General features: G+C 33.1%; 23 protein-coding genes and 3 pseudogenes. 6 read left to right on the forward strand and 20 right to left on the reverse strand.

Annotated elements, in window-relative coordinates; genetic code table 11:
- Positions 1–30 precede the first annotated feature (30 nt).
- From DN392_RS17025 to DN392_RS17040, 4 genes are all read right to left on the reverse strand, one after another.
- Positions 31–651 carry an SGNH/GDSL hydrolase family protein gene (locus DN392_RS17025; RefSeq protein WP_131233713.1) on the reverse strand — a complete coding sequence of 207 codons (621 nt, stop codon included), beginning with the start codon at positions 649–651 and terminating at the stop codon, positions 31–33.
- Positions 652–826: 175 nt separating this feature from the next.
- Entirely contained in the window at positions 827–1,975 is a 1,149-nt protein-coding gene (locus tag DN392_RS17030; RefSeq protein ID WP_081113598.1) for an acyltransferase family protein, read from the reverse strand.
- Positions 1,976–2,335: 360 nt separating this feature from the next.
- Positions 2,336–3,649, reverse strand: a complete 1,314-nt coding sequence (locus DN392_RS17035) for a D-alanyl-D-alanine carboxypeptidase family protein (RefSeq protein WP_071742542.1) — start codon at positions 3,647–3,649, stop codon at positions 2,336–2,338.
- 464 nt (positions 3,650–4,113) lie between these two features.
- Positions 4,114–4,773: a CatB-related O-acetyltransferase gene (locus tag DN392_RS17040; protein WP_061672561.1), complete on the reverse strand. Its 660-nt coding sequence runs from the start codon at positions 4,771–4,773 to the stop codon at positions 4,114–4,116.
- A gap of 453 nt (positions 4,774–5,226) precedes the next feature.
- Here DN392_RS17040 and DN392_RS17045 point away from each other — a divergent pair, with 453 nt between their 5' ends.
- Complete coding sequence (locus DN392_RS17045; protein WP_033658763.1) at positions 5,227–5,697, forward strand: DUF5065 family protein; 471 nt, start codon at positions 5,227–5,229, stop codon at positions 5,695–5,697.
- Between the two features lie 584 nt (positions 5,698–6,281).
- Here the strand turns inward: DN392_RS17045 and pepD are convergent.
- Entirely contained in the window at positions 6,282–7,751 is a 1,470-nt protein-coding gene (gene pepD / locus DN392_RS17050; protein ID WP_064459740.1) for a beta-Ala-His dipeptidase, read from the reverse strand.
- A gap of 215 nt (positions 7,752–7,966) precedes the next feature.
- On the opposite strand from pepD, the pseudogene DN392_RS17055 reads away from it, so the two are divergent.
- Positions 7,967–8,355 (forward strand): annotated as a pseudogene (locus DN392_RS17055) (YxeA family protein).
- Between the two features lie 18 nt (positions 8,356–8,373).
- Here the strand turns inward: DN392_RS17055 and spoIISB are convergent.
- The 5 genes from spoIISB to DN392_RS17075 all read right to left on the reverse strand — a co-directional run bounded on the left by spoIISB (position 8,374) and on the right by DN392_RS17075 (position 11,182).
- Entirely contained in the window at positions 8,374–8,550 is a 177-nt protein-coding gene (gene spoIISB / locus DN392_RS30440; RefSeq protein WP_064459742.1) for a stage II sporulation protein SB, read from the reverse strand.
- Between the two features lie 75 nt (positions 8,551–8,625).
- The gene (locus DN392_RS17060; RefSeq protein WP_000588712.1) at positions 8,626–8,751 is read right to left on the reverse strand and encodes a hypothetical protein; all 126 of its coding nucleotides are present in this window, start codon (positions 8,749–8,751) and stop codon (positions 8,626–8,628) included.
- Positions 8,752–8,863: 112 nt separating this feature from the next.
- Entirely contained in the window at positions 8,864–9,601 is a 738-nt protein-coding gene (locus DN392_RS17065) for a type II toxin-antitoxin system SpoIISA family toxin (RefSeq protein WP_116480647.1), read from the reverse strand.
- 188 nt (positions 9,602–9,789) lie between these two features.
- Positions 9,790–10,527 (reverse strand): 2,3-diphosphoglycerate-dependent phosphoglycerate mutase, encoded by a 738-nt coding sequence (gene gpmA / locus DN392_RS17070; protein WP_071742544.1) that lies wholly within the window; start codon positions 10,525–10,527, stop codon positions 9,790–9,792.
- A 172-nt stretch (positions 10,528–10,699) separates the two neighbouring features.
- Entirely contained in the window at positions 10,700–11,182 is a 483-nt protein-coding gene (locus DN392_RS17075; protein ID WP_000191898.1) for a MarR family winged helix-turn-helix transcriptional regulator, read from the reverse strand.
- Between the two features lie 116 nt (positions 11,183–11,298).
- Here DN392_RS17075 and DN392_RS17080 point away from each other — a divergent pair, with 116 nt between their 5' ends.
- Positions 11,299–12,975 carry an alpha-keto acid decarboxylase family protein gene (locus DN392_RS17080; RefSeq protein WP_064449140.1) on the forward strand — a complete coding sequence of 559 codons (1,677 nt, stop codon included), beginning with the start codon at positions 11,299–11,301 and terminating at the stop codon, positions 12,973–12,975.
- A 49-nt stretch (positions 12,976–13,024) separates the two neighbouring features.
- Here the strand turns inward: DN392_RS17080 and DN392_RS17085 are convergent, their stop codons facing one another.
- Positions 13,025–13,432, reverse strand: a complete 408-nt coding sequence (locus DN392_RS17085) for a VOC family protein (protein ID WP_048561897.1) — start codon at positions 13,430–13,432, stop codon at positions 13,025–13,027.
- Positions 13,433–13,551: 119 nt separating this feature from the next.
- Positions 13,552–14,262 (reverse strand): class I SAM-dependent methyltransferase, encoded by a 711-nt coding sequence (locus tag DN392_RS17090; protein ID WP_064449139.1) that lies wholly within the window; start codon positions 14,260–14,262, stop codon positions 13,552–13,554.
- 275 nt (positions 14,263–14,537) lie between these two features.
- Between DN392_RS17090 and exsF the strand changes: the two genes are divergently transcribed.
- Complete coding sequence (exsF, locus tag DN392_RS17095) at positions 14,538–15,041, forward strand: exosporium protein ExsF (protein WP_064056605.1); 504 nt, start codon at positions 14,538–14,540, stop codon at positions 15,039–15,041.
- A gap of 1,535 nt (positions 15,042–16,576) precedes the next feature.
- Here exsF and DN392_RS17105 read toward each other — a convergent pair.
- The 3 genes and pseudogenes from DN392_RS17105 to DN392_RS17115 form a co-directional block, all read right to left on the reverse strand.
- Positions 16,577–17,917 carry a DEAD/DEAH box helicase gene (locus tag DN392_RS17105; RefSeq protein WP_064449138.1) on the reverse strand — a complete coding sequence of 447 codons (1,341 nt, stop codon included), beginning with the start codon at positions 17,915–17,917 and terminating at the stop codon, positions 16,577–16,579.
- Positions 17,918–18,097: 180 nt separating this feature from the next.
- A pseudogene (locus DN392_RS17110) lies at positions 18,098–18,466 on the reverse strand (helix-turn-helix domain-containing protein); the annotation flags it as partial.
- A gap of 66 nt (positions 18,467–18,532) precedes the next feature.
- Positions 18,533–18,736 (reverse strand): annotated as a pseudogene (locus DN392_RS17115) (YolD-like family protein); the annotation flags it as partial.
- A gap of 169 nt (positions 18,737–18,905) precedes the next feature.
- Here DN392_RS17115 and DN392_RS17120 point away from each other — a divergent pair.
- Positions 18,906–19,400: a hypothetical protein gene (locus DN392_RS17120; RefSeq protein WP_064469541.1), complete on the forward strand. Its 495-nt coding sequence runs from the start codon at positions 18,906–18,908 to the stop codon at positions 19,398–19,400.
- Between the two features lie 226 nt (positions 19,401–19,626).
- On the opposite strand, the gene DN392_RS17130 is transcribed toward DN392_RS17120, so the two are convergent.
- Positions 19,627–20,313, reverse strand: a complete 687-nt coding sequence (locus tag DN392_RS17130) for an MBL fold metallo-hydrolase (RefSeq protein ID WP_048566402.1) — start codon at positions 20,311–20,313, stop codon at positions 19,627–19,629.
- Between the two features lie 245 nt (positions 20,314–20,558).
- Between DN392_RS17130 and DN392_RS17135 the strand changes: the two genes are divergently transcribed.
- A complete protein-coding gene (locus DN392_RS17135) occupies positions 20,559–20,888 on the forward strand; it encodes a YkvA family protein (protein ID WP_048566403.1) in 330 nt (109 codons plus the stop codon).
- A 273-nt stretch (positions 20,889–21,161) separates the two neighbouring features.
- On the opposite strand, the gene DN392_RS17140 is transcribed toward DN392_RS17135, so the two are convergent.
- The 4 genes from DN392_RS17140 to DN392_RS17155 form a co-directional block, all read right to left on the reverse strand.
- Complete coding sequence (locus DN392_RS17140; protein WP_064449135.1) at positions 21,162–22,391, reverse strand: MFS transporter; 1,230 nt, start codon at positions 22,389–22,391, stop codon at positions 21,162–21,164.
- Positions 22,392–22,566: 175 nt separating this feature from the next.
- Positions 22,567–23,037, reverse strand: a complete 471-nt coding sequence (locus tag DN392_RS17145) for a MarR family transcriptional regulator (protein ID WP_048566405.1) — start codon at positions 23,035–23,037, stop codon at positions 22,567–22,569.
- A gap of 204 nt (positions 23,038–23,241) precedes the next feature.
- Positions 23,242–24,243, reverse strand: coding sequence for a bifunctional threonine ammonia-lyase/L-serine ammonia-lyase TdcB (gene tdcB / locus DN392_RS17150; RefSeq protein ID WP_064056601.1), 1,002 nt, complete (start codon positions 24,241–24,243; stop codon positions 23,242–23,244).
- An 86-nt stretch (positions 24,244–24,329) separates the two neighbouring features.
- Complete coding sequence (locus DN392_RS17155) at positions 24,330–25,913, reverse strand: aminotransferase class V-fold PLP-dependent enzyme (RefSeq protein ID WP_088091433.1); 1,584 nt, start codon at positions 25,911–25,913, stop codon at positions 24,330–24,332.

Genomic DNA, 25,913 nt, shown 5'->3' on the forward strand with positions numbered 1-25,913 from the left:
ACAGGGGATTCGATGCCTTCATTCTAAAGCTTATTTAGAAGAGTCATGTACAGGCAAACTACTAAAAATCAATTCAGCAACTTTTACATATCCTTTTGAGTTTGGATGAATCAAATCCGTAGACCAAAGCGTATTATCATTTACTAAATGATGATTCCAAAAATCAACATGATGAAGCTTATACTCTCTACTCAATGAAAGAATAATTTCATTTGCCTCTAATAATTGTTCTTTTAACACTTGTTTTTTTTCAGAAGAAATAGGAAGCCGAACTGTAAAATCTGGAAGGTTTGCTATAATAATATCAGCATCTGTTTTACTTAATGTATCTATCATAAATTCCATTTCGTTCTTATATTCTTGATGATTCCAACGTCCTTTTAATACATCATTTGCACCTGCAATTAAACTAACCAAATCTGGATTAAACGTTAATGCCTTTTCCAATTGCTGTGAGCGAATTTCTTTAGTTACTAACCCACGCTTTGCAAAATTGGCATATTCTATATCGTTTTCACACAGTTGAACAAAATGATCTACCCAGCTTTTTAATGCAATTCCCTCTACTTCATCCCCTATTCCCTCTGTAAAACTATCACCAATCGCTACAAATCGCTTCCACATATGTAGTCCCCCTTTATTTTTAACCATATCTATACTATACAATAGCTCACAACGTAATTGTTATTTCTAAGTGTTTTTTGATTTCAATTATATTCCACTTTACTATATTTACATTTAGAATCCAAAATTGACCGATTCCTAAGTATACTTAGGAATCGGTCATATTCGTATATTTACTAAAGAGATAAAATCTCTCTAGTCATTATACTTTTTTCAAAAAATTTGTTGTTCTTTGTTTTGCCCAGTTGATACATTTCTTTTCGATTAAATGATACGAAACTATAGAAAAAAGGAGTGTCATTGTAATGCACAAAGTAAGAAGGAATAAGATAGATATCTTTGTATACAAAAGTTTAAATAGTACCATCATGATTGGAAAATGACACAAATAGATACTGTATGAAATTTCTCCTAAATATACAAACACACTCTTATTTAAAAATGCTTTTACTTTTAGGTTACTCATGGCCATTATAATAAATATACTAACCCCCATTACGACACCCCAATCTTTTAATAAGAAAGTAGTATCATTACGGGAAATACCATAAATTAAAATGGAATATAAATATAAAATAACCCCTAGTGCAATAAGAAATCCTTTATTAATTTTTTTCATATTCCTATATGAGTAGATAAGTTTTTCCTGATGTTTAAAAAGTAACATCCCAACCATAAACATAGATGTAAAATGCAGTGTATCAGCATAACCATTATAAAACCCCTCAGCTTTCCCAATATGCAACATATTAAGAAAAACACTAATGAAAGAAAAGCTCAAAGCAAATAGTATCGTTTTCTTCCAACTCAGTTTATAAAAAAGAAGGAATAAGAAAGGAAACACAATAGATATACGCATTTCTTGAGCCAATGACCAGATAACTGGATTATAATTTTCCGTAAAAAAGTTATTAAGAAGCACAAAATGGTTTATAATATCTAATTTTGTTATTGAACCTTGCCACCTATCATAGAACCAATCCCGTAGTCCTACCACTTCATACGGTGAAAATAAAATAAATAAAGCAAAGGTAATGATTATCCAAAAATAATAAGGGATATAGATTCTTACAAATCTCTTAATTAAATATCCCCAATAATTTGTTTTTGAATGGTAAAGTGCCATAGATAACACAAAACCACTGAGTACATAAAAAACGATTACAGCTTCTCCACCCGCCCATAAAAACCTAAGCGGGGAAAATTTAATAGAATTAGGCAACGATGGTAGCATTAAACAAAAATGTCCAAATACCACGGTAAGTGCTGCTAACCCTCGTATGGAATCTAATTCTTTTATTCTCTTACTCATAAAATGTTCTCCTTGTAAATTGTAAATTTTGCTGTTCATAAAAGCCACTATACAAATGTAGTGGGAGAATTGTACATATTGTTTCTTTAAATTCCTAATATAAGCAGTACAAAGTTAATTTGACCTCCATTTCTTTATATACATAATTTAAAACAAAATATTTAATACAAAGAAAAGATTTTATTAAATTTTTATAAAATCTAATTACAGAAATACGTACCGGATATTAATTTTTTATTGTCATTTGATGGAATAGTGGGTGGTTTTTCATCATGTAACTTTATGAAACTAACCTTGCACCTGAACCCTTTAAATCGAAAGATTCATAATAAACGCCATCCTTTCTGTATATTTCTACAAAAAGAATAGCGTTTTTTAATTTATGGAAACAAATGTATGTTAGCTTTTTACTATATCAACCGCACTATCCCACATACCATTAAAGAAAGATCCGATTTTACGCATAAATCGTGTAAACCAATTTGCTTGTTCTACATCAGATTTTGTTACAAGGTCTATTTGTAATGATTTACCTGATAAGAACCCAGGATCTGTATTATCTTTAGGCGAGATAATCATTTTACTTATTGTTACACCTTTTTTAATAGGAGCTTCTTGTTCTTTATTCGATACTTTAAATTCTTTTTTATAAACATCTTTATTGCCCTTTGGCATTGGAAGTGAAACAGCTTGCTTCGTTTGAACTACTACATCTTTGTCTTTCGCATTTGCAACTCGCAAAGTTTCATGCCCTTTTACTACTGAATCTTTTCCATAGATATTCTTCACTTCAAAATTCGCAAATCCATAATCATATAATTTCTTTGTTTCATCAAAACGTGCTGTATGAGAGTTTGCTTTTATTACTACAGAGATTAGACGCATACCGTTTCTTTCTACTGTACCAGTGAAGCAATCACCGGCTTCTGGAGTAGTTCCTGTTTTCAACCCATCTACACCTTCGTATTGCTTAATTAAACCTTTTAACATCATGTTAAAATTCACCATATCAATTGGATACTTGCCACCCTTTTGGAATGTTTTTTTGGGTATTTTTGCTGTATCTAACATTTTTGGAAAATCTCGAACGAGACGTTGTGCTAAAATCGCACAATCTCTTGCGGACATTTTATTTTTCTCGTCTGGAGTTGTCCCTTCTGGATGATGTCCTTTTAAATCATAGTTTGTTAAGCCAGTAGAGTTTACAAATTTATAATTTTTCATTCCAAACTCTTTTGACTTATCATTCATCATTTTCACGAAATCGGCTTCTTTTCCAGCAATTTCTTCAACTAAAGCGATTGTTGCACCATTTGCAGAGTAAATTGCCATTGCCTCATATAACTCTTTTACTGTATAAGAGCCACCATTTTCTAATGGAACGTTTGATAATGAGCGATCTTGTGAAATCTTATATGCATATTCAGAGATTTTAACTTTTTGATCCCATTTAAGTTTTCCTTTATCCACCGCTTCATGAACTAAGTATTCACTCATCATTTTTGTCATACTAGCAATTGCTAGTGATTCATCCGCATTTTTTTCATATAAAATTTTTCCGGAATTTGCTTCTACTAAAATTGCTGATCCTGCTTCTACGTCTAAAACAGGAACTGTTTCCGCTGATGCGCTCCCAGATGTAACAACTATGCTACAAAATTGTGTAAGCACTGTTACTATTACAATGAATTTTTTGTAAAACATACCTTTCAATTCTCTTACCTCCAATATCTTTGTACTCAAAAAAACCGTTATTCTAGCATAATTCCTATAAAAATAGATAGTTTTATCAAATTCTATATACATATAAGACGTTAGGATCGCTTTCATATAGACCATCTCACACTTTTAGGCACACTGATACTTTGTATTCCTACACGCATCCCTATTTTTCATACCTTTGTATTTTTCAAAATGATCCGTACTTTCATATTTTTTAGGATTACAATGAATAGACAATCTAAATAATGCGTTTGTTCCACATTTACAAAAAATAAAGCCAGTGTATCCCGATTAAATATCGAGACACACTGGTTTTATTAGCTATCAAGGATTTTAATTATTGAATTCAGCTATTTACTATACTCATACCAGAGATGAATTTTCCTTAGTCTAGACTATTAATTTTTTATAATAAAAAACTACATCCTATATAGAATGTAGTTTCCCTCACAGATCTATCTATTTTTTACTTCCTTGTTATAAAAATCATATAATAATTCAATAGATGAATTAGATAAAAGCGGCATTGCCTTCTCAACTAATTCTCTATCCCAATCAAACCAACGCATTTCCATTAGCATTTTCATTTCTGTATCAGTGAATCGTTTCTTTATTTCCTTAGCAGGATTTCCACCAACTATTGTATACGGCGGAACATCTTTACTTACGACAGATCCCGCTGCAACGATTGCACCTTCACCGATTATAACGCCAGGCATAATAATAGCATTCATTCCAATCCAAGCATCACTTTTAATGACTGTATCGCCCTTCGGTTCATATGAATGCTCAATTTGCTCAGCGAATGGATATACTGTAATCCATTCTGAGTGATGATTATGATTACCACCCATTAAAATGACTACTCCACTCGCAATACAAACATAGTTCCCAATAATGAGTTTATCAAGATGCCATCCCATCTGTTCAATTGGATTGAACAGCGCTCGGGACTTAGCATCCCCCCACAAATACCTTACACAGCCATCTTCAAAATTTTGATGACCATAATAACCTGAATAATAGGAGTACTCTCCTACCTCAATGAGTGAATTTGTTACTATATCTTTTATATACTTTGTTTCTGACCAATGATTAAATAATGGATGCTTCATAACTTTATTCCTCGCTTCTAAGTATTATATATTTTGCTATTTACTTAGAAGCTTACTACGACTGCTACATTTTTTAGCTTTCTCAAACGACGAATCATTATCTTCAAGCCTTTCTTTTATTATAAAGGAATCATATCGTGATAAATTATATAAGTCAAATTGTAAAATTATGTACTGAAACTTGAAGTATGAATTGAAATTTCAGCATTAAAACAATCGAGTTTTCAAATAACAAATCCCAATTACATATAATAAAGATTTCTTAGCTATACATCTAACTTCTTTCTTATATTAGCCTTCACTCCTTCGATATAGTTTTATTATTTATTAATTTGTCTGATAAATCAATAAATGTTAATATGATTATAGAAGATATTATCATCCATTAGATTTCACAGCTAGTTTTTCACAAAAACGATTTCTGAATCCTTAAGTAAATAGGAGGTTTAGAACATGAAACTTTTAAGGCAATCAACAATTATTGGTGCATTGACTGTTGGAGGATTTTTATTTTCAAATACAATTAGTACAATCACACCTGTGTCTGCTGAATCGCAACTTACACAAAAAGAATCACGAATTTTAGATAATTGGCGGTGGCAAAGCTATTTTTTATTACATCATAATGCAGATTTTATAGAAGAGTTAGCAGTTGGTGACTTAAAGCATGGAGATACATTCGATGTTACTATATATACTGGTGGTAAGGATACTGGTATTGTAAAAATATATCAATTGAGTGAAAATGAAAATAATGAAATAAACTTGCATAGATATAAAACCATTTATGACTCAGGTTTAAAACATAATTATGGTAGATTTGTAACACCTATTACTAAGGTTTATAATCCAGGAACATATGTAGCCGTTATGAAACTTGGAGAAAATTATTATTATGGAGGCAGCTTTAAAATCTCAAAATAATTTACGTTTATCTCACCAATAAATATTGGATACCATTGTTATTAGACAAAAACTATTTTAAAAGCTTCTCTGCCTTATATAAGGAGCTTTTTGATTGTCTGCCCTTTTTAAGGTTAGAAAAATCCTTACTTTCTTTATAAATTAGCATTTTTATTCACGAACCGTTTTCACTTCTTTATGCCCTACAATTCGATATGCAATATTGCATATTTTATATGTTCATCCTTTAAACATGCGATAATTTATTTATATAAAGGTTTAAAATTAATATTGGAAGGAGAATATTACATGTCTTTCTTTTCTTGGTCTCCTCTTATTTTCTTAATAGTTGTCGCAATTATCATTTCTATTCAAAAGGCTAAGAAACAATAATTTATTATTTGGAGGTGTAATAATGTCATTTGCAGCATGGAGTGCAATTTTTATGACTTTAATCGGAGCAGTATCCGGAGCAATCTTAGGTACAATATCCTCTAGAAATAAAAGTAAAAATTAAATACTAACGTAAAAAAGAATTTCTAATAAAACTCTATACAAAAAAGTAGCCTATAAAGTTTTATAGGCTACTTTTCATTTCATCCATATTATTTAGCTAATTCTTTCGTACCCTTCATTACATCAACGAAGAATCCCCAGTTATTCACAACAGAAGAAATACTAATATGTTCATCTGGTGTATGAACGTTAAAAATGTCTGGACCAAATGAAATCGCATCTAAGTCAGGCATCTTTTGAACGAATGCACTACATTCAATACCTGCATGTACAGCGAAGATTTCAGCATCCTTGTTGTATTTTTCTTGATGCACTTTTTCAAACAAATTACGAATTTGTGAATTCGGATTGTATGGCCATTCTGGATACTCTGACTCTATTTCAAATGTTGCACCAACTAATTCGGCAATACATTTAATTTCATTTGCAACATGTTGTTTTAAACTACTGACAGAACTTCTCACTTCGTTACGTAATTTAATTTCATCTTGCAACGTTTCAATAACGCCTAAATTTGTTGAACTTTCTACTAGACCTTTAATATCCATGCTCATACTTTGAATGCCGTTTGGAATTAAGAATAATGATGAAATAAGTTGCTTTTGTGTCTCTTTAGCAAATACTTTTTCTACTTTCTCATCCAATTTTGTAAGTGTTACATGAACATCTGGATCAACAGCACGCATTTCTTCTTGTAATACTCTTGTCCATGATTCTAGTTTTTCTTCTACTTTCTCTACATCTTCTTTAGCTAATACAATTGTAGCTACACTTTCACGCGGAATTGCATTTGTTTTTAATCCGCCGTGAACTTCACTTATATCAAATTGAATATTTGCTGATAAATCATGTAATACTCGTCCTAATACTTTGTTCGCATTACCGCGTTGTTTATCAATTTCCATACCAGAATGTCCGCCTTTTAGACCACCAACATATAGACGGTATGCATCCATATTCGCTGGCGCTTCATCCCAAATTACTGGAATTGTTTCAACAGCTTTTGCACCACCTGCGCTACTTACAAGTAATTTATGATCTTCTTCAGAATCAATATTAATAAAGATCTTTCCTTCAAAATGATTTGGGTCAACAGCGAAAGCCCCACCCATTGTCGTTTCTTCTTCAGTAGTAATAACTACTTCAAGTGCTGGATGCGGAATGTCTTTTGCATCTAATAGAGCTAATGCATACGCAACTGCAATACCATTATCAGCACCTAAAGTCGTTTGATTTGCATATAACATGTCCCCAATGATTCGTAATTCAATTGGATCTTTTTCAAAATCATGTACGGTTGCTTGATTTTTTTCACATACCATATCCATATGACCTTGAATGATAATAGTTGGTATATTTTCATAGCCAGTAGTTGCGTCTTTTTTAATAATGACATTCATTGCTTCATCTTGAATCACTTTTAAGTTACGCTCTTTTGCAAAGCCCACTAAATAATCACTAATTTCCTTTTCATTACCCGATCCTCTAGGAATCTTTGAAATTTCTGCAAAATGATAAAATACAGGGTGCTTTGTTAATTGTTCTAAAGTAGAATACATTTTTAAGCTCCTCTCAAATGACAAAATAATATGTAAGTCTTTTATCATTATACCATGATTCATTATTTTACCTTTCTTTTAACTTTTTAAAATACTGTTCATTTTATGGACAACACCCTTACAACGTTGTAAGGGTGTTGTAATCTATATCGATTTTTCTCATTTCATAATAGCCGTATACTGTGTAAAGAAACAAATTGAAGGAGATAAAGAAAATGAAAAAGTTTTTATCAATTATTACACTATGCTTATTATTTTCTACTATTACTATTGGATGTGAGCGAGCATCACTAAATCGAATTGGTAAAGATGTATATTACGTGCAAATAGAAGGTGAAGGAACTATCGAAAAAGTAGAAGGTAGAAACTTACGAAACTACACACTGCCTGCTTATGACGAAGACGGAGTAAAAAAACAAATTACATTTAGAAGTAAAAAACATCAAATGATCATAAATTAAATGAAAATGCATTTTTACGCCTTTATGCAGCTCAAGATGATAAGAGCAAAAATGAAATATCATCAATTGAAGGGAAGTCATATGAAGAGGTTCAGGAAGCTGACTTACCTGCAAAAGTAAAAGAAAAGTTAAATGCTAAATAAAAAACAAAAGAAAATGCACTATGCATTTTCTTTTGTTTTTTTCACTCGTATATATTTTGAACCGCTATTATTCATCAGTTTCTCTAAACGATTTATATTTTCTGTTAATGCACCTTTCACAAGAGAGAAATCTGTATTTGGTTCTTCTTTTTTTTGTTTAAAAAATGAAGACTTTTGTACATTTATTTCAGCCATCTCTTCTCCCCCTTTTCAAAAAGATACAATCTTCTATTTATATTATATCGCAAATGTAGACAGCGTGTACACGTATCATTTTCTTTTTAATTCTTCTTCTAACTCTTCTACTTGCTGTAATGTATCTCCTTTTATTAACGAGAAATCTGTTGTATCTTCATTATCTTCTTTAAAAAAATCATTGTCATAATCTTTTATCACTACAATCACCTCTACGTGCTAGTGTAGGAATGATTGTCCGATTTTATACAAGTTTGTCTAAATTCGCTTTACCTTTATGTATAAGGGAAAAGGACAGAAGAAAATCCTGTCCTTATTTACTAAAATAACTATGATGTATTGTTAAATTATATACATTTTCAAAATCTCGATCTTGCAGGTTATTTTTCTTCCCATCAATAACAATGAAAACATCACTCACCATTTTTGCTGGTATTATTCCGACATTTTCTACTTGCACCGCTTTCTGCTCATTCAATTGCTCAATGTGTTCTAACGGAACGATAATACTAAATTGAGAACGGATACCACGAAAGTTTGTATTTAATTCCTTTGCCGCTTCAAATACAACAATTTTCGCACCAATCTTTTCTCCGTACGAATCTAAAAATGCGTTTAAGCTCTTTGTATATTCCTCTTCCGTATGCCATTCCATTGTACCGAATACTGCTGGATTGACATTTTGAATAATTGTTGTGTATATTTCTCCTCTTGCTTTAGAAGCAATTAATGACCGTTTTATCGATTGAACAGTCTTGCCAATATCGCTAAATTTCGCTCCCCATATTTCTGAAATATTTGGTGTTAAAATAAATGCGATATCAACGAAAATAACCATTGCAGTGAACATTAAAAGATTTTTCCAGAGGGTTAAATCAATTCCTTTTATCATGAAATACACGGTGACTGATATTATAAACAACCCATACCAAGTCTTTCTAATACGTTGCTTTTTCTCCTCGTACAACTCTTCGTTTCTCCAGTAAAAGAACACAAGAACGAGAAAAACGATTGCTAAAATAAATAAGCCGATTCGAATGTTAGAGATCACCAATGACATCACCCTCCATTCAAAAACTACTCACGATATCATTACATGCACAAGCAGCTCTCTTTATGACAAAAGACGTGGACAAGCTTCTAAATTTAGCAATATCGCATATACATTAGAAGGTGCCACGTCTTTTATCATGAATCTACATTGTATATGTAGACAAGCATGCGTTTCAAATTTTCATGTTAAAAAGAAATATGTTTCGGAATTTCCCCTTCTGGTACTTCTCCGTCCATACTTAAGTAATAATGACGAACCGGACGTAAATCATCGTCTAATTCATAAACGAGTGGAATGCTCGTTGGAATATTTAATGAAACAACACCATCGCTTGAAAGGTTATCTAAGTATTTCACTAGCGAACGAATCGTATTACCGTGTGATGAAATAATTACCTTTTCACCATTTTTTAATGACGGTGCAATTTCTGAATGCCAATAATCAAGTACTCTTTTCTCCGTATCCACTAAACATTCAGTCAATGGAAACTCACCTTTTTTAAGTGCTTTATATTTTGGATCATTCATTTCATATCTAGGATCATCCTCAGTAAGAGCAGGTGGTCTTACATCAATACTTCTTCTCCAAATATGAACTTGCTCCTCACCATATTTTTTCGCAGTTTCATCTTTATTCAACCCTTGCAATGCACCGTAATGTCTTTCATTTAGATTCCAAGATTTATGTACTGGCACCCAGGCAAGATCCATCTCATGAAGTACAATCCATAAAGTCCGAATTGCTCGTTTTAATACAGATGTATAAGCAACATCAAAAGTATATCCGTTTTTCTTTAATATTGCTCCTGCTTCTCTCGCTTCACTTAATCCATTCTCTGATAAATCTACATCTGTCCATCCAGTAAAACGATTTTCAAGATTCCATAAACTTTGTCCGTGACGAATAAGTACAAGTTTTATCATAATAATTCCCCTCTCGGAAATGTGAATTTTATTGTTCCATTGCGTACACGTATAAAGTATCTAGTAATGTATCTTTTTATCCATTCACTCTATGACCAATCCATAGTTGCCAAATGTATGGATAAAATTTGTTCTTTTTCAAACTATAAAAACAGATATATTTCTTATTATTTTATTTCTGATCGATTGCAACTTCTCGTTTTGATATCCAAGCATCAAAACCTGATCGACTATTTGCCATTTCATTCATAACTTGATGCCAATTTTCTCCACACGATTCACCAAATTTTGAAAAAATAGCACTCATCTGTTGTCTTTGAACATCGCTCAATTTTTTCTCTAAATCTACACCTATTTCTGTTAAAGATAACTGTTTCACACGGCGATCATGTGTAGCTTCATTACTCTCAATTAAGCCCTTTTCCACAAGTTGTCGTAGTGGTCCGTGAAGAGCTTGTTTACTTATTTCTAGCAGTGATAATAACTCATTTACACTTATCCCTGGAAATCGTGCGATAAAAAATAAAATTCGGTGATGTACTCGTTGTATGCCATACTCTTTTATAATTTCATCTGGCTTTTCAGTAAATGTTTTATATGCAAAATAAAATAATGCTAATGCTTCATTCATCTGTTCTTCTTTATGTTGTGTCATCTACTTTCCCCCTGTATGTAAATTATACCACAATCTAGTATTGAATATTTTAACGACCACATTAGAACTTCTATAGTTTATTGAAATATTCAATGCACAATTAGGAGAGGATTCATTTGAAATCGCAATATACTATAAGTACATATTTATTGGATAGACTACACGAATTAGGAATTGAACATATATTTGGGGTTCCTGGTGATTATAACCTTGCCTTTTTAGATGATGTAGTAGCACATGAAAATTTAAAGTGGATTGGAAATTGTAATGAATTAAATGCTGCATATGCAGCAGATGGGTACGCTCGCATAAAAGGAATCGCTGCTCTTATTACTACTTTCGGTGTTGGAGAATTAAGCGCCATTAACGGTATTGCTGGCTCATATGCAGAAAACGTGCCAGTTATAAAAATCACGGGTACGCCACCAACAAAAATAATGGAAAATGGAGAAATCGTCCATCATACGTTAGGAGATGGAAAGTTCGATCACTTTTCCATTATGTATCGAGAAATCACTGTAGCACAAACAAATATAACACCTGAGCATGCAGCTGAGGAAATTGACCGTGTATTACGTGCATGTTGGAATGAAAAACGCCCTGTTCATATTAATTTGCCGATTGATGTGTATAATAAACCAATTAATAAACCTACAGAACCAATTTTATATAAACCGATTTTAAGTAATAAAGAAACGTTGGATAAAATGCTTCTACATGCCAATTCAATAATAAATAACGCCAAAAAACCTGTAATTTTAGCTGATTTTGAAGTAGCTCGATTTCACGCTAAAGAAAATTTACATCAATTCGTAGAAAAAACTGGGTTTCCTATCGCAACGTTAAGTATGGGGAAAGGAATATTCCCTGAAAAACACCCTCAATTTATAGGAATTTATACTGGGGATGTTAGTTCTCCATACTTACGAAAAAGAATTGATGAATCTGACTGTATTATTAGTATTGGCGTAAAATTAACTGATACTATTACCGGCGGCTTTACACAAGGTTTTACGAAAGAGCAAGTTATAGAAATCCATCCCTATACTGTGAAAATTATAGATAAAACATATGGACCAGTTGTAATGAAAGATGTTTTAGAACAATTAAGTGATTTAATCGAACATCGCTTAGAGGAAACACTTGAAATGAAGTCCTTTATTTCAGAATCCCTATCTATGACAGAAGAGTTCAATCCAAAAGCTCAAATGGTTACACAAAAACGTTTTTGGCAACAAATATACCATTTCTTACAAGAAAACGATGTTTTAATTGCAGAGCAAGGAACACCTTTCTTTGGTAGTGCTGCTATCCCTCTACCTAATAACACTGCATATGTAGGACAACCGTTATGGGGATCTATCGGATATACACTGCCCGCTCTACTTGGTACACAGCTCGCCAATTTATCACGGCGCAACATTTTAATTATTGGTGATGGTTCGTTCCAATTAACTGTTCAAGAGTTATCGACTATACTTCGTCAAAATTTAAAACCGATAATATTTTTAATCAATAACAACGGATATACTATTGAACGTGCAATTCACGGTCAAAATCAACCGTATAATGACATACAAATGTGGGATTACACGAAACTAGCAAACACATTCGGATCAGAAGAAAAAAGCCTAACATGTAAAGTGGAAAATGAAATAGAGTTAGCAGAAGTCTTAACTAAAATAAATTTTAATATGAATCGACTTATCTTTGTTGAAGTTGTAATGAGCCAAGGGGATCAGCCTGAACTGTTAGCTAAACTCGGTGAAAGATTCGGCAAGCAAAATTCTTAAAAAGAAAAAGCGTAACTATAAATAGGCTACGCTTTTTCTTTTTAAATTTTTATTCCGCAAGCGTTAACTGCCAAGACACACCATATTTATCATTTAACCAGCCAAACTTTTTGCTAAATGGATAAGAACCTAAAGGCATTAGTACGGATCCATCCTGCGCTAGTTTATGAAAAACCGTTTCAATTTCTTCTTCTGTCTCACAAGTTACATAAAGAGACATAGATGGTGTAAATGTAAAACCATGCTTTACATAACTATCAATGCACATAAATTCTTGACCATTTAACGTAAAAGTTGCATGAATGACAGAACCCTCTTTACCAGGTCCGTTTTCATCGTAGCGAGAGATACTTACAATTTCTGATTGGTCGAATAGCGACGTGTAAAAATTCATCGCCTCCTCAGCATTACCTTCGAACATTAAAAAAGTTGTAATTTTTTGATTTGTAGTACTCATATAGAGACAACCCCTTGATATGTATTTATGTAAAACATACATTGGCCAAAAATACCGAACGTACATTCCTATAAGTGTATTGTCTATAAAAACGATGCGTTTGTCAATTATCTACTCTCTTATTTCTTCTTAAATAATGCTGTCCAAAGAAATGATTCTCCAAACATAGTATTTGGTTGGTCAATTTGCTTCATCTTTCTAATTTCAATCACTTCAAATTCTTTAAATATCTCTCTTAATTTCTCTTCAGAGTATGCAAGACCACCTTGCAGACTCCATCCTCTATATACGTCCCAATCTGATATTTCCGAGCCATTTCGTTCATCTAAATCACCTGCCGCAAAACATGTTAATCCAAAATGACCACCCGATTTCAAGGAGTTTTTAATTAAATTCACATAATTTATTCTTCTATGTGGTGGAATGTGATGCAAACAGCCCGAATCGTACACAAAATCAAATTCCTTTTGAGCCTCTAAATTAAAAATCGAATCACAAATAAAATCGATTTCTATTCCTTTTGCTAACGCCCTCTCTTTCGCCCAATTAATGCCCTCTATAGATAAATCCACTGCTGTTACTTCAAATCCTTCATTCGCCAAATAAATTGCATTTCTTCCTGGACCACATCCAAGCTCCAACACTTTCCCTTTGGAGATCCATTCTTTTTGTATATAGGAAACTAGATTCTCATCTGGAACATTTTCAAAAAACGGAACATCTTTGTCTCTATTCGCATAAAATTCATTCCAAAATGGTTCTGCCGGTCTTAATAATGAATCAAGCATTTTAATAATATCTTCTTGCGTGTGCAACGTTTCATTTTTCATTTGTACCCCTCCAAATTTTACTAGTCAGAAAATTATTATATATCTTCAAGAACCTTTAGACAAAGAAAAAAACCCTACATTTTTAACTCTTTTCAACTTTAGTTTACAAACTGTTTCTGTAAGCGTAGTGTTTCCTTTGTACAACAGGCAGTTAGTTTTATCCATAACAGTACACCTCTGCACAATACACTATAAATTTTCATATAGTGTATTGTGCTTGTCCAAAACGTGAGGTTATTACTCACGCAATCTAAATGAAAGAAAGGAGTGAAAATATGCGCTCATCTAGTCGTAAGCTCACAAACTTTAATTGTGGAGCACAAGCCCCCAGTACACTACCAGCTCTCGGTTTTGCTTTTAATGCTACTTCACCTCAATTTGCAACACTATTCACGCCACTACTACTACCTAGTACGGGACCAAATCCAAACATTACTGTCCCTGTAATCAATAATACAATTAGTACAGGAACTGGTATTAGAATTCAAGTAGCTGGTATTTATCAAATCAGTTATACATTAACAATCAGCCTCGATAATGTTCCATTAGCCCCAGAAGCAGTGCGCTTTTTCTTGACACTAAACTCATCAACTAACATTATTGCAGGATCTGGAACCGCAGTCCGTTCTAATATCATTGGCACTGGTGAAGTAGATGTATCCAGCGGTATCATTCTAATAAACTTAAACCCTGGTGATTTAATTCAAATTGTATCCGTTGAAGTAATTGGTACAGTAGATATTCGTTCTGCCGCTTTAACAGTTGCACAAATTCGTTAATAAAAACAATATGCTTAGCTAATTAACATTTAATGTTCTTTCTACACACCCAAATATATGTTATAGATTTGACTCACATTTATATCAAACAAGCATATTTTATTGTATGGTGACTATCTAGTCATACAAATCTAAAGCGTTCATAAGAGCACACTTATATATGTGCTTTATTTTTTATGAAAATCAAGCTTTAATATAACTATTTTGTTTTACTTTATACTCATCGCTTTTTTGAACATTTACCTTTGTATTGTTATATTTGCTCATTGTTTTTCTCTTTTGTTTTACTAATTAGCTGATTAATTTCACAAACACCTTTTATTAAACACTCCATGTTTCTTCACCCCTTGAATATTTTTCAAATAAAAATACATACTATTTTCAAGCCGCCGTGTCCACGGCTAATACTTCTTTCTTTTGTTACAGCAGAAGCAGGTAGGTTCTTCACTTATCTGCTTTCTCTGTATATTTTTTAACAAATCGATAATAATACCAACAAGCTGTTTGAACTAGCAGCTTCACTCTTCTCGTAATGGGGATGCAAATTATCACAATTAGCTAACTCATTGAACACACTGGCAGACAACCAAAATCGTTGTCTGCTTTTTGTATGAGATTTTTCGTTTTACATATACTACTTTTGAACCTGCAGACCAGTACGAGCCATTTTGGTGCTTGGGATTTCCCTTCCGGGGATAAGTATTTTTTACTTATCCCTTTTTTGTATAGACACGTATATTTAGGGTAAAACTAATTACAAGCAGATTTTCTGTTTATGCGTAGTTCTAAACAAGATTACTTTTTCTCCTATTAAAGGACGGCAGGTACGACTGCTAGTCCTTTTTTCTTATTTCGTATACTATCCCTTCTATTAACTTCACACTACATTACCTTCATCGTCGTAGTAATAAGCAATTTCCCAATTAGGATGGCCATGGTGCTTCTCGAGTTCCCCATCGAACAAAACTAACAAATTAGTTTTCCAGTTTCCAACGATCATACCCTAATACGAGTTTAATCCTTCATAAACTTCTCTTGTTCCATTTCAATAATTGCGGAATGTGTAATAAAAATATTCGCTCGCTTCAATACCTTTCCTTTCAACTAAAGTGTTCTGCCGAAATAGTAGACATAATAAGTTCCGTTCTTTTTACTGCAGCATAACATTCCCGTACCATTTGAATGTGTTACGAACTTCTTTCACTTCATCGTCCAATTCTTTGTTTGCAAAAGATGTTTTCGTATCGTTATACCAATTGATTTCTTCATAATCCGTATCATCATCAGGGGAGCTAGTACGAATAGCTTTCTCTCAATTTTTTTCGATTAAATATTGTTCATACGTAAGTTGCACTTGTTCTTGAATTGCGACATGGTAGTAATACCCTTGCTCTACTGGTTTTGGACTATAAAATTTCCTTTATAAGTTTTAAATACGGTGAATGAAATTTTTGTTTTTTCTTGCCATTATCCTTGTTCTATACAAACAAAAAAAGAGCCACAATATTTTGTGACTCTTTTACAATTATAACTATTTAACGGCCACGTCTTTGCTGACCTTGTTTTGTACTACCTTTTTTATTACTTGGCTTATTAAATGATCGATTGTTATCATTTCTTGAGCTATTTCTCGAATCACGTCTTGATTCACTTCTTGAACCTTCACGGCTATCTCTTTGACGATATTGATCTGATTTCTTCGGAGCTGGCTTTGGTAACGGTTTTCCATTTTCATCTACACGTTTTATCTTCGGTTGTTCAATTATTTCTCTTTGTATTGGTGCACCAAGCGTTTTTTCAATTTCTTCTAAATGTTTTTCATCTTTCGCTGCAACGAACGTAATTGCAAGACCTGATCCACCTGCACGTCCTGTTCGGCCAATGCGGTGAATATAACTTTCTACATCTTCAGGGATATCAAAGTTAAATACGTGCGTTACACCATCTACATCAAGTCCACGAGCTGCTACATCAGTCGCAATTAAGTACTGAATTTTAGCTTCGCGGAAACTCTTCATGACTCTTTCACGTTTCGCTTGAGGTATATCACCATGAAGTTCAGCACAATTATAACCTAGTCCTTTTAAATTATCATAAAGCTTACTTGCTCTAACCTTTGTACGACAGAAAATAACAGCTAAAAATGGCTGATCACGATCCATAACAAAACGAAGTGCATCTGGCTTTGCACGATCTGTCGTCTCAATGACACGCTGCTCAATTGTATCTACCGTTACTTCTTCACTTTGTACTTGAATCATTTGCGGCTCATCCATATAACGTTTCGCCAATTTTTTAATATCTTTTGGCATCGTTGCTGAGAATAACATCGTTTGTTTACTACCAGGTGTCTCATCTAAAATATCTTCAATATCATATAAGAAACCGAAATAAAGCATTTGATCCGCTTCATCTAGTACAATCGTTGAAAGATTACTTAAATCAATTGTTTCACGTCGTATATGATCTAATAATCGTCCTGGTGTCGCTACAACAATATGTGTATTACCTTTTAATTTTCTCAATTGTTGTGCTACATCTTGTCCGCCATATATCGCTAGTACATTAATATCTTCTCTGTGAACAAGCATTTTTTTAATTTCAGTTGTAATTTGCAGTGCTAGTTCCCTTGTTGGTGCAACAATTAAAGCCTGAACATCACTACACTCTGGATCGATTTTTTCTAAAATCGGTAACACGAATGCTAACGTTTTACCCGTTCCTGTTTTCGCCTGCCCAATAACATCTTTACCTGACATAATAACAGGAATTGCCTTCTCCTGAATCGGTGTTGCTTCTGTAATTCCATTTTCACGTAATGTATGATTAAAAGTTTCACTAATTCCTAATTCTAAAAAGTTTTTCAAATAGACCACTTCTTTTCCTTATTTTTCACATTAGCTTCCATTGTACCATTTGTTTCGCCAAATATGAAAAATAAAAAAATTCTTATCTTCTTTTTTTATATTCATCGTGTACTAGGTGGACAAATTCTTTTTGTTTTCTTTCCGCTTTTAATAACCCTTTCATATTAGCCGGAGACAAAATGTACTTCTTAATTTTTCTATTGTATTTGTATTTTTCATAGTTGGACGCCCTCTCTTCTTTTCATGTAGGGAATCCACGCCTTTTAAATCATATACTTCCTGCCACCTACGAACCGTTCCATAAGATGGGATATTAAAAATAGCCCCTGTTTCTCTAATATATGTCCCTTGTCTATCCATATAATTAATTACATCCATTTTATAATCCAGGGGATATCTTCTATAGCGTTTTTCACCTACCGCATTATATTGTTTAATCCACTGCTGGAGTACACTCGGATGAACCTTTATGGATCCCGCAAGTCTTTTCACTCCGTCACCTTCATCTGAATATTTTTTTACTACCTTTACTTTTTCTTCTAGTGAGAATTTAACTATAAAAAAGTACACCTCCAATTGTTGTTTGTGTCTAACAATTGGGGTGCACATCCTAAGATTCGGCTTTTTTACTAGTAATAATATCAAAAAAACAAGTGCGATCCTGTGGTAAAAAACATCTGTACAGATTAAAGCACTATTTAACGGATCTATATCAATCACAGTCATATATCCATTGAGCAAATAACCATCCTCATAATATGTAATTAGCATTTCTTATTCAGATAACAATGAGCATAATAATATGTTTTCTATAAATTCCTTTTCCTCCTAAGTTTGTGTTTACCACTCAACCACTCTTTCTTGGACATGCTTCTGTTAGCGGCTTCTAGCCCTATCAGTGTATGCTCACAATAGGTTGTCAATTGCTAGTACCAATTCATTTTTCGCGAATATTTCCCTTTGCATCTCACTATATTTAAAAAGAGGGGGTTACATAATGATAGATAACCACATGGAGTTACTATGTTTTTTGGACGACCTGGAACAACTCATTCATCAGCATAATCAAAAAGAAAATAAGTTGATACGTAATGCATCTAAAAAGCTCGGGATTATTAGTAAAATAGAAAAAATGCGTGATGAGACTTTGGCTACAGTGATAGAAGAAATTGTATCTTCTTCTATCACTGGCGAAGATATTAAATTGGATAGCGCTTATTTCCTAAATGAGCAACCAGAAAACAACAGACAACTACGTATAATTATAAATCATCCAATATATGGAGAAGATATTGTAAGCTGTCTACAAGAGATTAGGGAGAACTATCAAACATGTGCTCAACGAATTGAAGATGAATTAAATTTCTCTGTAGAAATTAGAGTAACTTTTTCTAGTTACGAGAGCATGTGTTCTTCCTCCTATGTGGATACTAGCCCTGTATATGAAGATATATTTGGGTTTTTAACAGCTGAGGATATTTGTGACGACTAAACTACTGAGTAATTCCAACAAAAACGCAAGCAATATGCTGCGAATAAAAATATTAAGTTAATTGATGGTGATAAGCTCATTCACATGATGAATTCATGAAGCCAGCTCTTTTAAAGACTTGGCTTTTTTCTTATAAAAACATTTTTAATGAATTAATTAGAATTGCAGAATCTATGAATTAAAAAAACGATCTTTTCGATATGGGAAAGATCGTTTTTTTATTATTTTATACAGTAAGCTTTCCTCCATGATAGCAATAATACTTTACGGCTTTAAGGTTTTTAATTCTCTTTAAAGATTCTTCTGCTTTTTCTATATCTAAACAAAAATCCGGATTAGCTATTTCTAATTCACAATTATCTTGAACGGCCGCATCCCCTGTAATTACACAATTTAAATTTGGAAAATATAATGAAATATGCCCCGAAGTATGTCCTGGGGTCGCTACTATTTGACATTCATCACTCAAAATCATTTGACCATCATATACTTTTTCATCGACGGAAATATGTCTTATATTTTTTAAGTGTTGTATAAACCACTCACCAAATTCTTTCTCTTCAATTGGCATACGTTCTAACATTTCTTCAGCTTGAACTAGTCTCTCCGATTTTATTTCACCATTTATGTAGTTGGATTCTATTTCACTAGCCATAATATTAATGTAAGGATATTTCACTTTGAAATCATATAAAGATCCTATATGATCATCATCATAATGAGTAATAATTATATTTTTTAAGTTTTTCATCTCATACCCATGTTTTACAATTGCATCTTCAATTAAAGGTAAAAAGTTTATATAACCTGTATCTACTAAAGTTAATTCCTTGTTTAATATAAGTAAGCTCGGATAAATACATTGTTTTCCCCCGTTATATTCGAATTCAATTGGTAGTTCTTTTATCTTCATTTTTCTTCCCCCATACCCGTTATTAAATGTTTAATAATAAATAAATCATCCACATACATTTTACTGTACATACTTATGTAACGAAACACTGTGAGTCGTTACATAACCAACATTCTATTATTTTGAACAGGTAATTCCTTATTTTTATGGAAATATACAATAAGATAAATAATAAAATTGATTATTCCTTCATTTTTTTGTCTATCCTTTTAAAAAATCTATGTTTTTGTAAAAGGAGTGTTTATATGGAGAAACAGACACTTTGGAAAAAATTCAAAAAAAGCTCAGCAAACCTCGGGAAATCTAGCGTATATGAAAGTATTATTTTATACTACACAATGAGAAAAAAAGGGTTACCTACTAAAGCGAAATTCATAATATTAGCCGCTTTAACCTATTACGTATTAACAATCGACTTCATTCCAGATATAGCTGCTATTATTGGGATTGGCTTATTAGATGATGTTTTAGCAATTGCTATAGCGCATAAATTTGTAATGCGCCATGCGGACGCTGAAATTCGAGAGAAGAGCAAAGTAAAAATGGAGTCATTATTTACTTCAGCACAAGCATAATTAAACCATCTAGTCATTTACCTAGCTTTTTACTTTCAAAAAAGCTAACTTTAATTATTGATAGTTCTATTTAACCTTCATCATGAGAGCATTACAGAATACATTCTTAATTTCTCTTAGCTCTCAAGCCGTAAACAAATAGGGGCCAGTACTTGTTTCTAAGTTCTGACACCCTATTATTTGTTCTTATATTTATCTGTTATTCAGTTCATTCAGGAAAGATTCCCGTAGAGACATCCTTATATAAAGAAAGACCATATTAGTGCAGATAGTTTATACAGTTACATGCGTCCCCCTATACAAAACTGCTATTGCCACTACTATAAGCATCATCCCCATAAAAGCAGGTGCAGCATGACCAAGCGATACATAGATTTGTCCTCCAATAATTGGACCAATCATTTTTGCCAATGCTTGAATAGATTGGCTACCGCCTTGAATCCTTCCTTGTTCACTAGAATCGACAGACTTTGAAAGCATCCCATTGAATGAAGGTCCGAAAATTGAGTCACCAAAACCAAACAGTAACATCCCAACGATTAGAAGAGGATATAGGGAAAACAAAGCAGATGCTGCAATAAAACTGTAGCCAATAATCTCCGAAACCATTCCAAGTATTGCTATTTGTTTATCACTAAGCTTGATCAACAGCTTTGGCATAATAAAAGCTTGTGAAATGATATCTTGAAAGCCCATAATTGAAAACATAAGTCCGATTAGTGCAGGTTTCCAGCTAAAAGTATCCATCGTAAATTGTGTAAAAATTGCTTGTAAAGATCCGTTAGGTATCCAAAGTAAAAACGCTGAGACAAGTAACCATTTTAAGTTTTTCATGGAAAGTATGTTTGCCAGCTGTGTAAACGGATTTAACCTTACAAAAGTAATTTCTTTTAACCTATTATTTTGCTCAAGACTCTCAGGCATATATTTCATCCCATATAAAACATTTAATAAAGTTATAAGCGCTCCAAAATACAAAGGTACAGAATGACCAAACTTTGCAAGTAATCCCCCAAGAGTTGGTCCGATAATAGTTCCTGCACCTACCACTGCACTCACCCACCCAAAATACTTCGTTCTCTGTTCTGAGGGAATGATATCTGCAAAATATGCAAAAATTGTACTGATACTCCCGCCTGTTATTCCTTCTATTATGCGTCCAGCAAATAGTACCCATAAAGCCCCTCCTATACCAAAAACTAAGTACCCAATTGCAGAACCGAAAAGGCATATTAAAAGTAATGGACGACGGCCATATTTATCGCTCAAAGCTCCGAGTACAGGAGCAGTGAAAAACACGCAGACCGCATAAACAGAGGTCAGTAAAGTAACAACTAGAGCCTGTTCTTCCGGACTACTTATATAAGGCTGCACTAAGAATGGCACTACTGGCATGATGATACTGAAACCTATACCACAAAGAAATACAGAAATAAGACCGAATATTAAAGCATGTTTATCAATGTTTGTTTCAGTTTCATTTTGTGATCTAAATATAGACATTTAACTTCTCCCCTCAAAACATTTTGTTGATTAATCAACAAAAATAAAATAATAAAAAGGTAGCCATGCTGTGAATAGGCTACCTTTTTATTATTTAAATGTATCCCACATTAATGGAAAAATAAGTTAGTTTTCGGGATTAACTACCCGTTAATCCCCGAATGCTTCAACTTTATTACGACTTAATATGTATACCTTGTTTCTTTATTTCTGCATCCAAATGCCTACTATACTTTTCCACGAAATTAATAATACTGTCGAATTCCGCCTCAGTTACTTGCTCAAATACAGCTTTATCCCGCTCTTGAAACTCATTGTGCAACTTTTCGTGAATTTTATATATTTCTTTCCCTTGTTCAGTAAGCCTAAAATAGATTTCTTTTTTATTCTCTGATTTCTGGTAACTTTCGATAAGTCCTTTGTTTATGAGCTTCTTAGTCATTCTACTAATTGCACCGCGAGTCACATAAAAAGCCTCTGCAAGTTGTGTCACGTTAGAATCTGTATTATTTTCAATATATTCAATGCAATGTACTTCAGAAGACTTAAAACCTTTAAGACCTTCTTCCATCTTATCCTTATTAAGCCAAACCATCTTATTATATAATTCCCTGAAACCGTTCATTACCTGTTCTTCTTTATTCATGACCTGCCCTCCTAACCGCTCATTAGCACGTTAAAACTATTATATTAAATTTATGTTTTCGTTTCGACAATATTGATATAATTATTTGAGTTATCTTTGAAAATAGACGATTACATATAATAATTCAATATACGGTAGACAAAAAGTAAGAGCTAAGATTAGTTGTCTTAGCTCTTCTTCCATAAAATTTATGTTTTTTAAATACTATTTCACTTCATTGGCTACAAAAAATTGCTCACAAACACTGGAAATGCGCTGCAAGTCTACGTTTCCACCAGATATAACCGCGACTACTTTTTTCCCTTTAATATATGTATCCACTTTCCCTGCAAGTAGAGCAGCAGTAGCTAATGCACCTGCACCTTCTACAACAGCTTTACCACGCTGTAATAAGTCTTTCATCGCTACTTCTAATTCACCTTCTGATACTGTTACAATATCATCTACTAATTCTTTTACAATTTCAAATGTTAATTCCCCTGGTATTTTAACTGCGCAACCATCTGCAATAGTAGGCGCCTCATAATGTTCTACAATCGTACCTTTGTCATAAGATGCCTTCATCCCATGAACATTATCTGCTTGGACACCAATTATATTAATGGATGGATTAAAAGATTTTAATGCAACAGCAATTCCAGAAATAATTCCACCTCCGCCAATTGGTACAATGACAGTATCAACATCCCACATATCATCAAGAATATCCAAACCAATTGTACCTTGACCAGCCATTACTTCTATATCGTCATATGGATGTAAGTATGTTTCACCTGTTTCCTTAATAATCTCCTCACATTTTGCCTTCGCATCATCAAAAGTTTCACCATATAAAATCACTTCTGATCCATATCCTCTAGTTGCTTCAACTTTCGCCTGAGGTGCAGAAATTGGCATCACAATTTTACTCTTAATACCAAGTAAATGAGCTGATAAAGCAATTCCTTGTGCATGATTACCAGCGGAACAAGCAATTACTCCTCTCTCTTTTTCCTGATCTGTTAGCTGTGACATTTTATTAAATGCACCTCGAAATTTAAAAGAACCCGTTAATTGCATATTTTCTAATTTCAAGTGAATTTCTCCACCTGTTTTACTAGTCAAATAAAATGATTTTACTAAAGGCGTTTTACGAGCATTTCTGTCTAAAATGGTTTGAGCTTTTTTAATATCGTCTATATGTAACGGTAGTTTTTTAGTTATCACACTAACACCTCTTCCAATGGTCTATTCCTAAGTTTTCGTATGTAGCAACTCCTTTATACGAAACCATCTATATTAAGAAAAAGTCTTTATATATGTACCCCACTCTGTAATACACACATTTGCAAACAATTTAACATCCTCTTCGTATCGCGTTCTTTATAATCATTTAAACATGCAATTTGGATCCAATTATTCTTTTGTAAATAAGATGACTCATAATGAACAATGTATCCTTGTAACGCTAACGCATCGCCAATCTCCTTAGAAGACTGATTTTCATTTAATTGAATGGTAACTATAATTGGCGCGGCATGTTCTTTAGGTGAAACAAGATTTAAACCCATATTAGTAATAGCTTGTTCAATATATGCATACGTCTCGTTTATTTTTTCAAATGCTTTTGCATCTTCAAATCTCTTTAATGCTTCTTGCAGTGCATAAATTAAATTCCATGAATGAGAATATGGAATACTGTCATTTTCTTCGTACATGCCAATGTCCATATAGGCCGGTAATGCCTCATTTACTTTCACATTGTGATTATAAAAAACGAAAGATAATCCAGTAAACGATTTAATTGCCTTTCCACTTACACCGCTTGCAAAATATACATCTTTCAAATCTATCGGTATTGCTCCAATTGAGCTAATGCAATCTACACATAGTTTCACTTTATACTTTTCACAAAAAACATTTAGTTCGTCTAAATCATTTAACATTCCGGTTGATGTTTCATGGTGAACAAACCAAAGCCATTCATAATTGCCAGTTTCCATTATTTGTTCTAATTCTGTATAAATAAACGGTTCTCCCATTTCTTTTTTATACGTATCAAAATGTAATTGCGCGCGTGCTGCATGTCCAACTAATCTATTACCAAATTCCCCATTTGTTAATACTAGTCCTTTCCCTTTTAAAGAACGTAACTGTAAAGCAATGGCATCATTTGCTAACGTCCCTGTTCCTAACATAAGTTGTACATGCTTTGCTTTTGTCATGTGAAGTAACCGTTTTTTCACATTGTCCATCGTCACTTGAAATGACTTAGAACGATGCGAAATAGGCTTAGTAGAAAATGCCTTTCGAACATTTTCTTCAATATCTACTGGACCAGGTAAAAACGTATATTCTTTCGTCATAATTCCCCCAACACTCGATGCTTCAAACATAGCAGGGGTAACATACATTGGCTGGAAGGCTGCTTCTTCTGTACCAACTAACGTATGGAAAGATTTGAATCCCATTTGCTCATATAAAGGTAGTTCACGTGTTGTAGCAGAAATGAGTGCCAATTCATATCCATTTAGAAGCAAATAACGATGTAAAAAGCGAATTAAACCTAACAACGCTCTTCCATTTCTATATTCACGTTCTACTGAAAGTAAACGAATTTCATATACGTTTTCTCCATGTTCTTGCAAATAATAATCTAGATTTGGAATTTTATTGTCTAACGAGAATGGTCGTTTTCCTCGCAAAGTAACCATACCTACTAACTTATCGTCATCTAAACAAATTAAATATGTATTTTCTTCATGGAAACGATCTATACGAACACGCTCTTTCGTTTCTTCATGTTGCGGAATTTCTTCTACAAATGTTTTATAATTCAACTTATGTATACTTTCAAATTCCCAAGCTTGATCAGCAACTTTATAAATTAACCCCAT

The sequence above is a fragment of the Bacillus sp. BB51/4 genome, from assembly GCF_008368845.1.
In the GTDB taxonomy this organism is placed as follows: Bacteria; Bacillota; Bacilli; order Bacillales; family Bacillaceae_G; genus Bacillus_A; species Bacillus_A wiedmannii.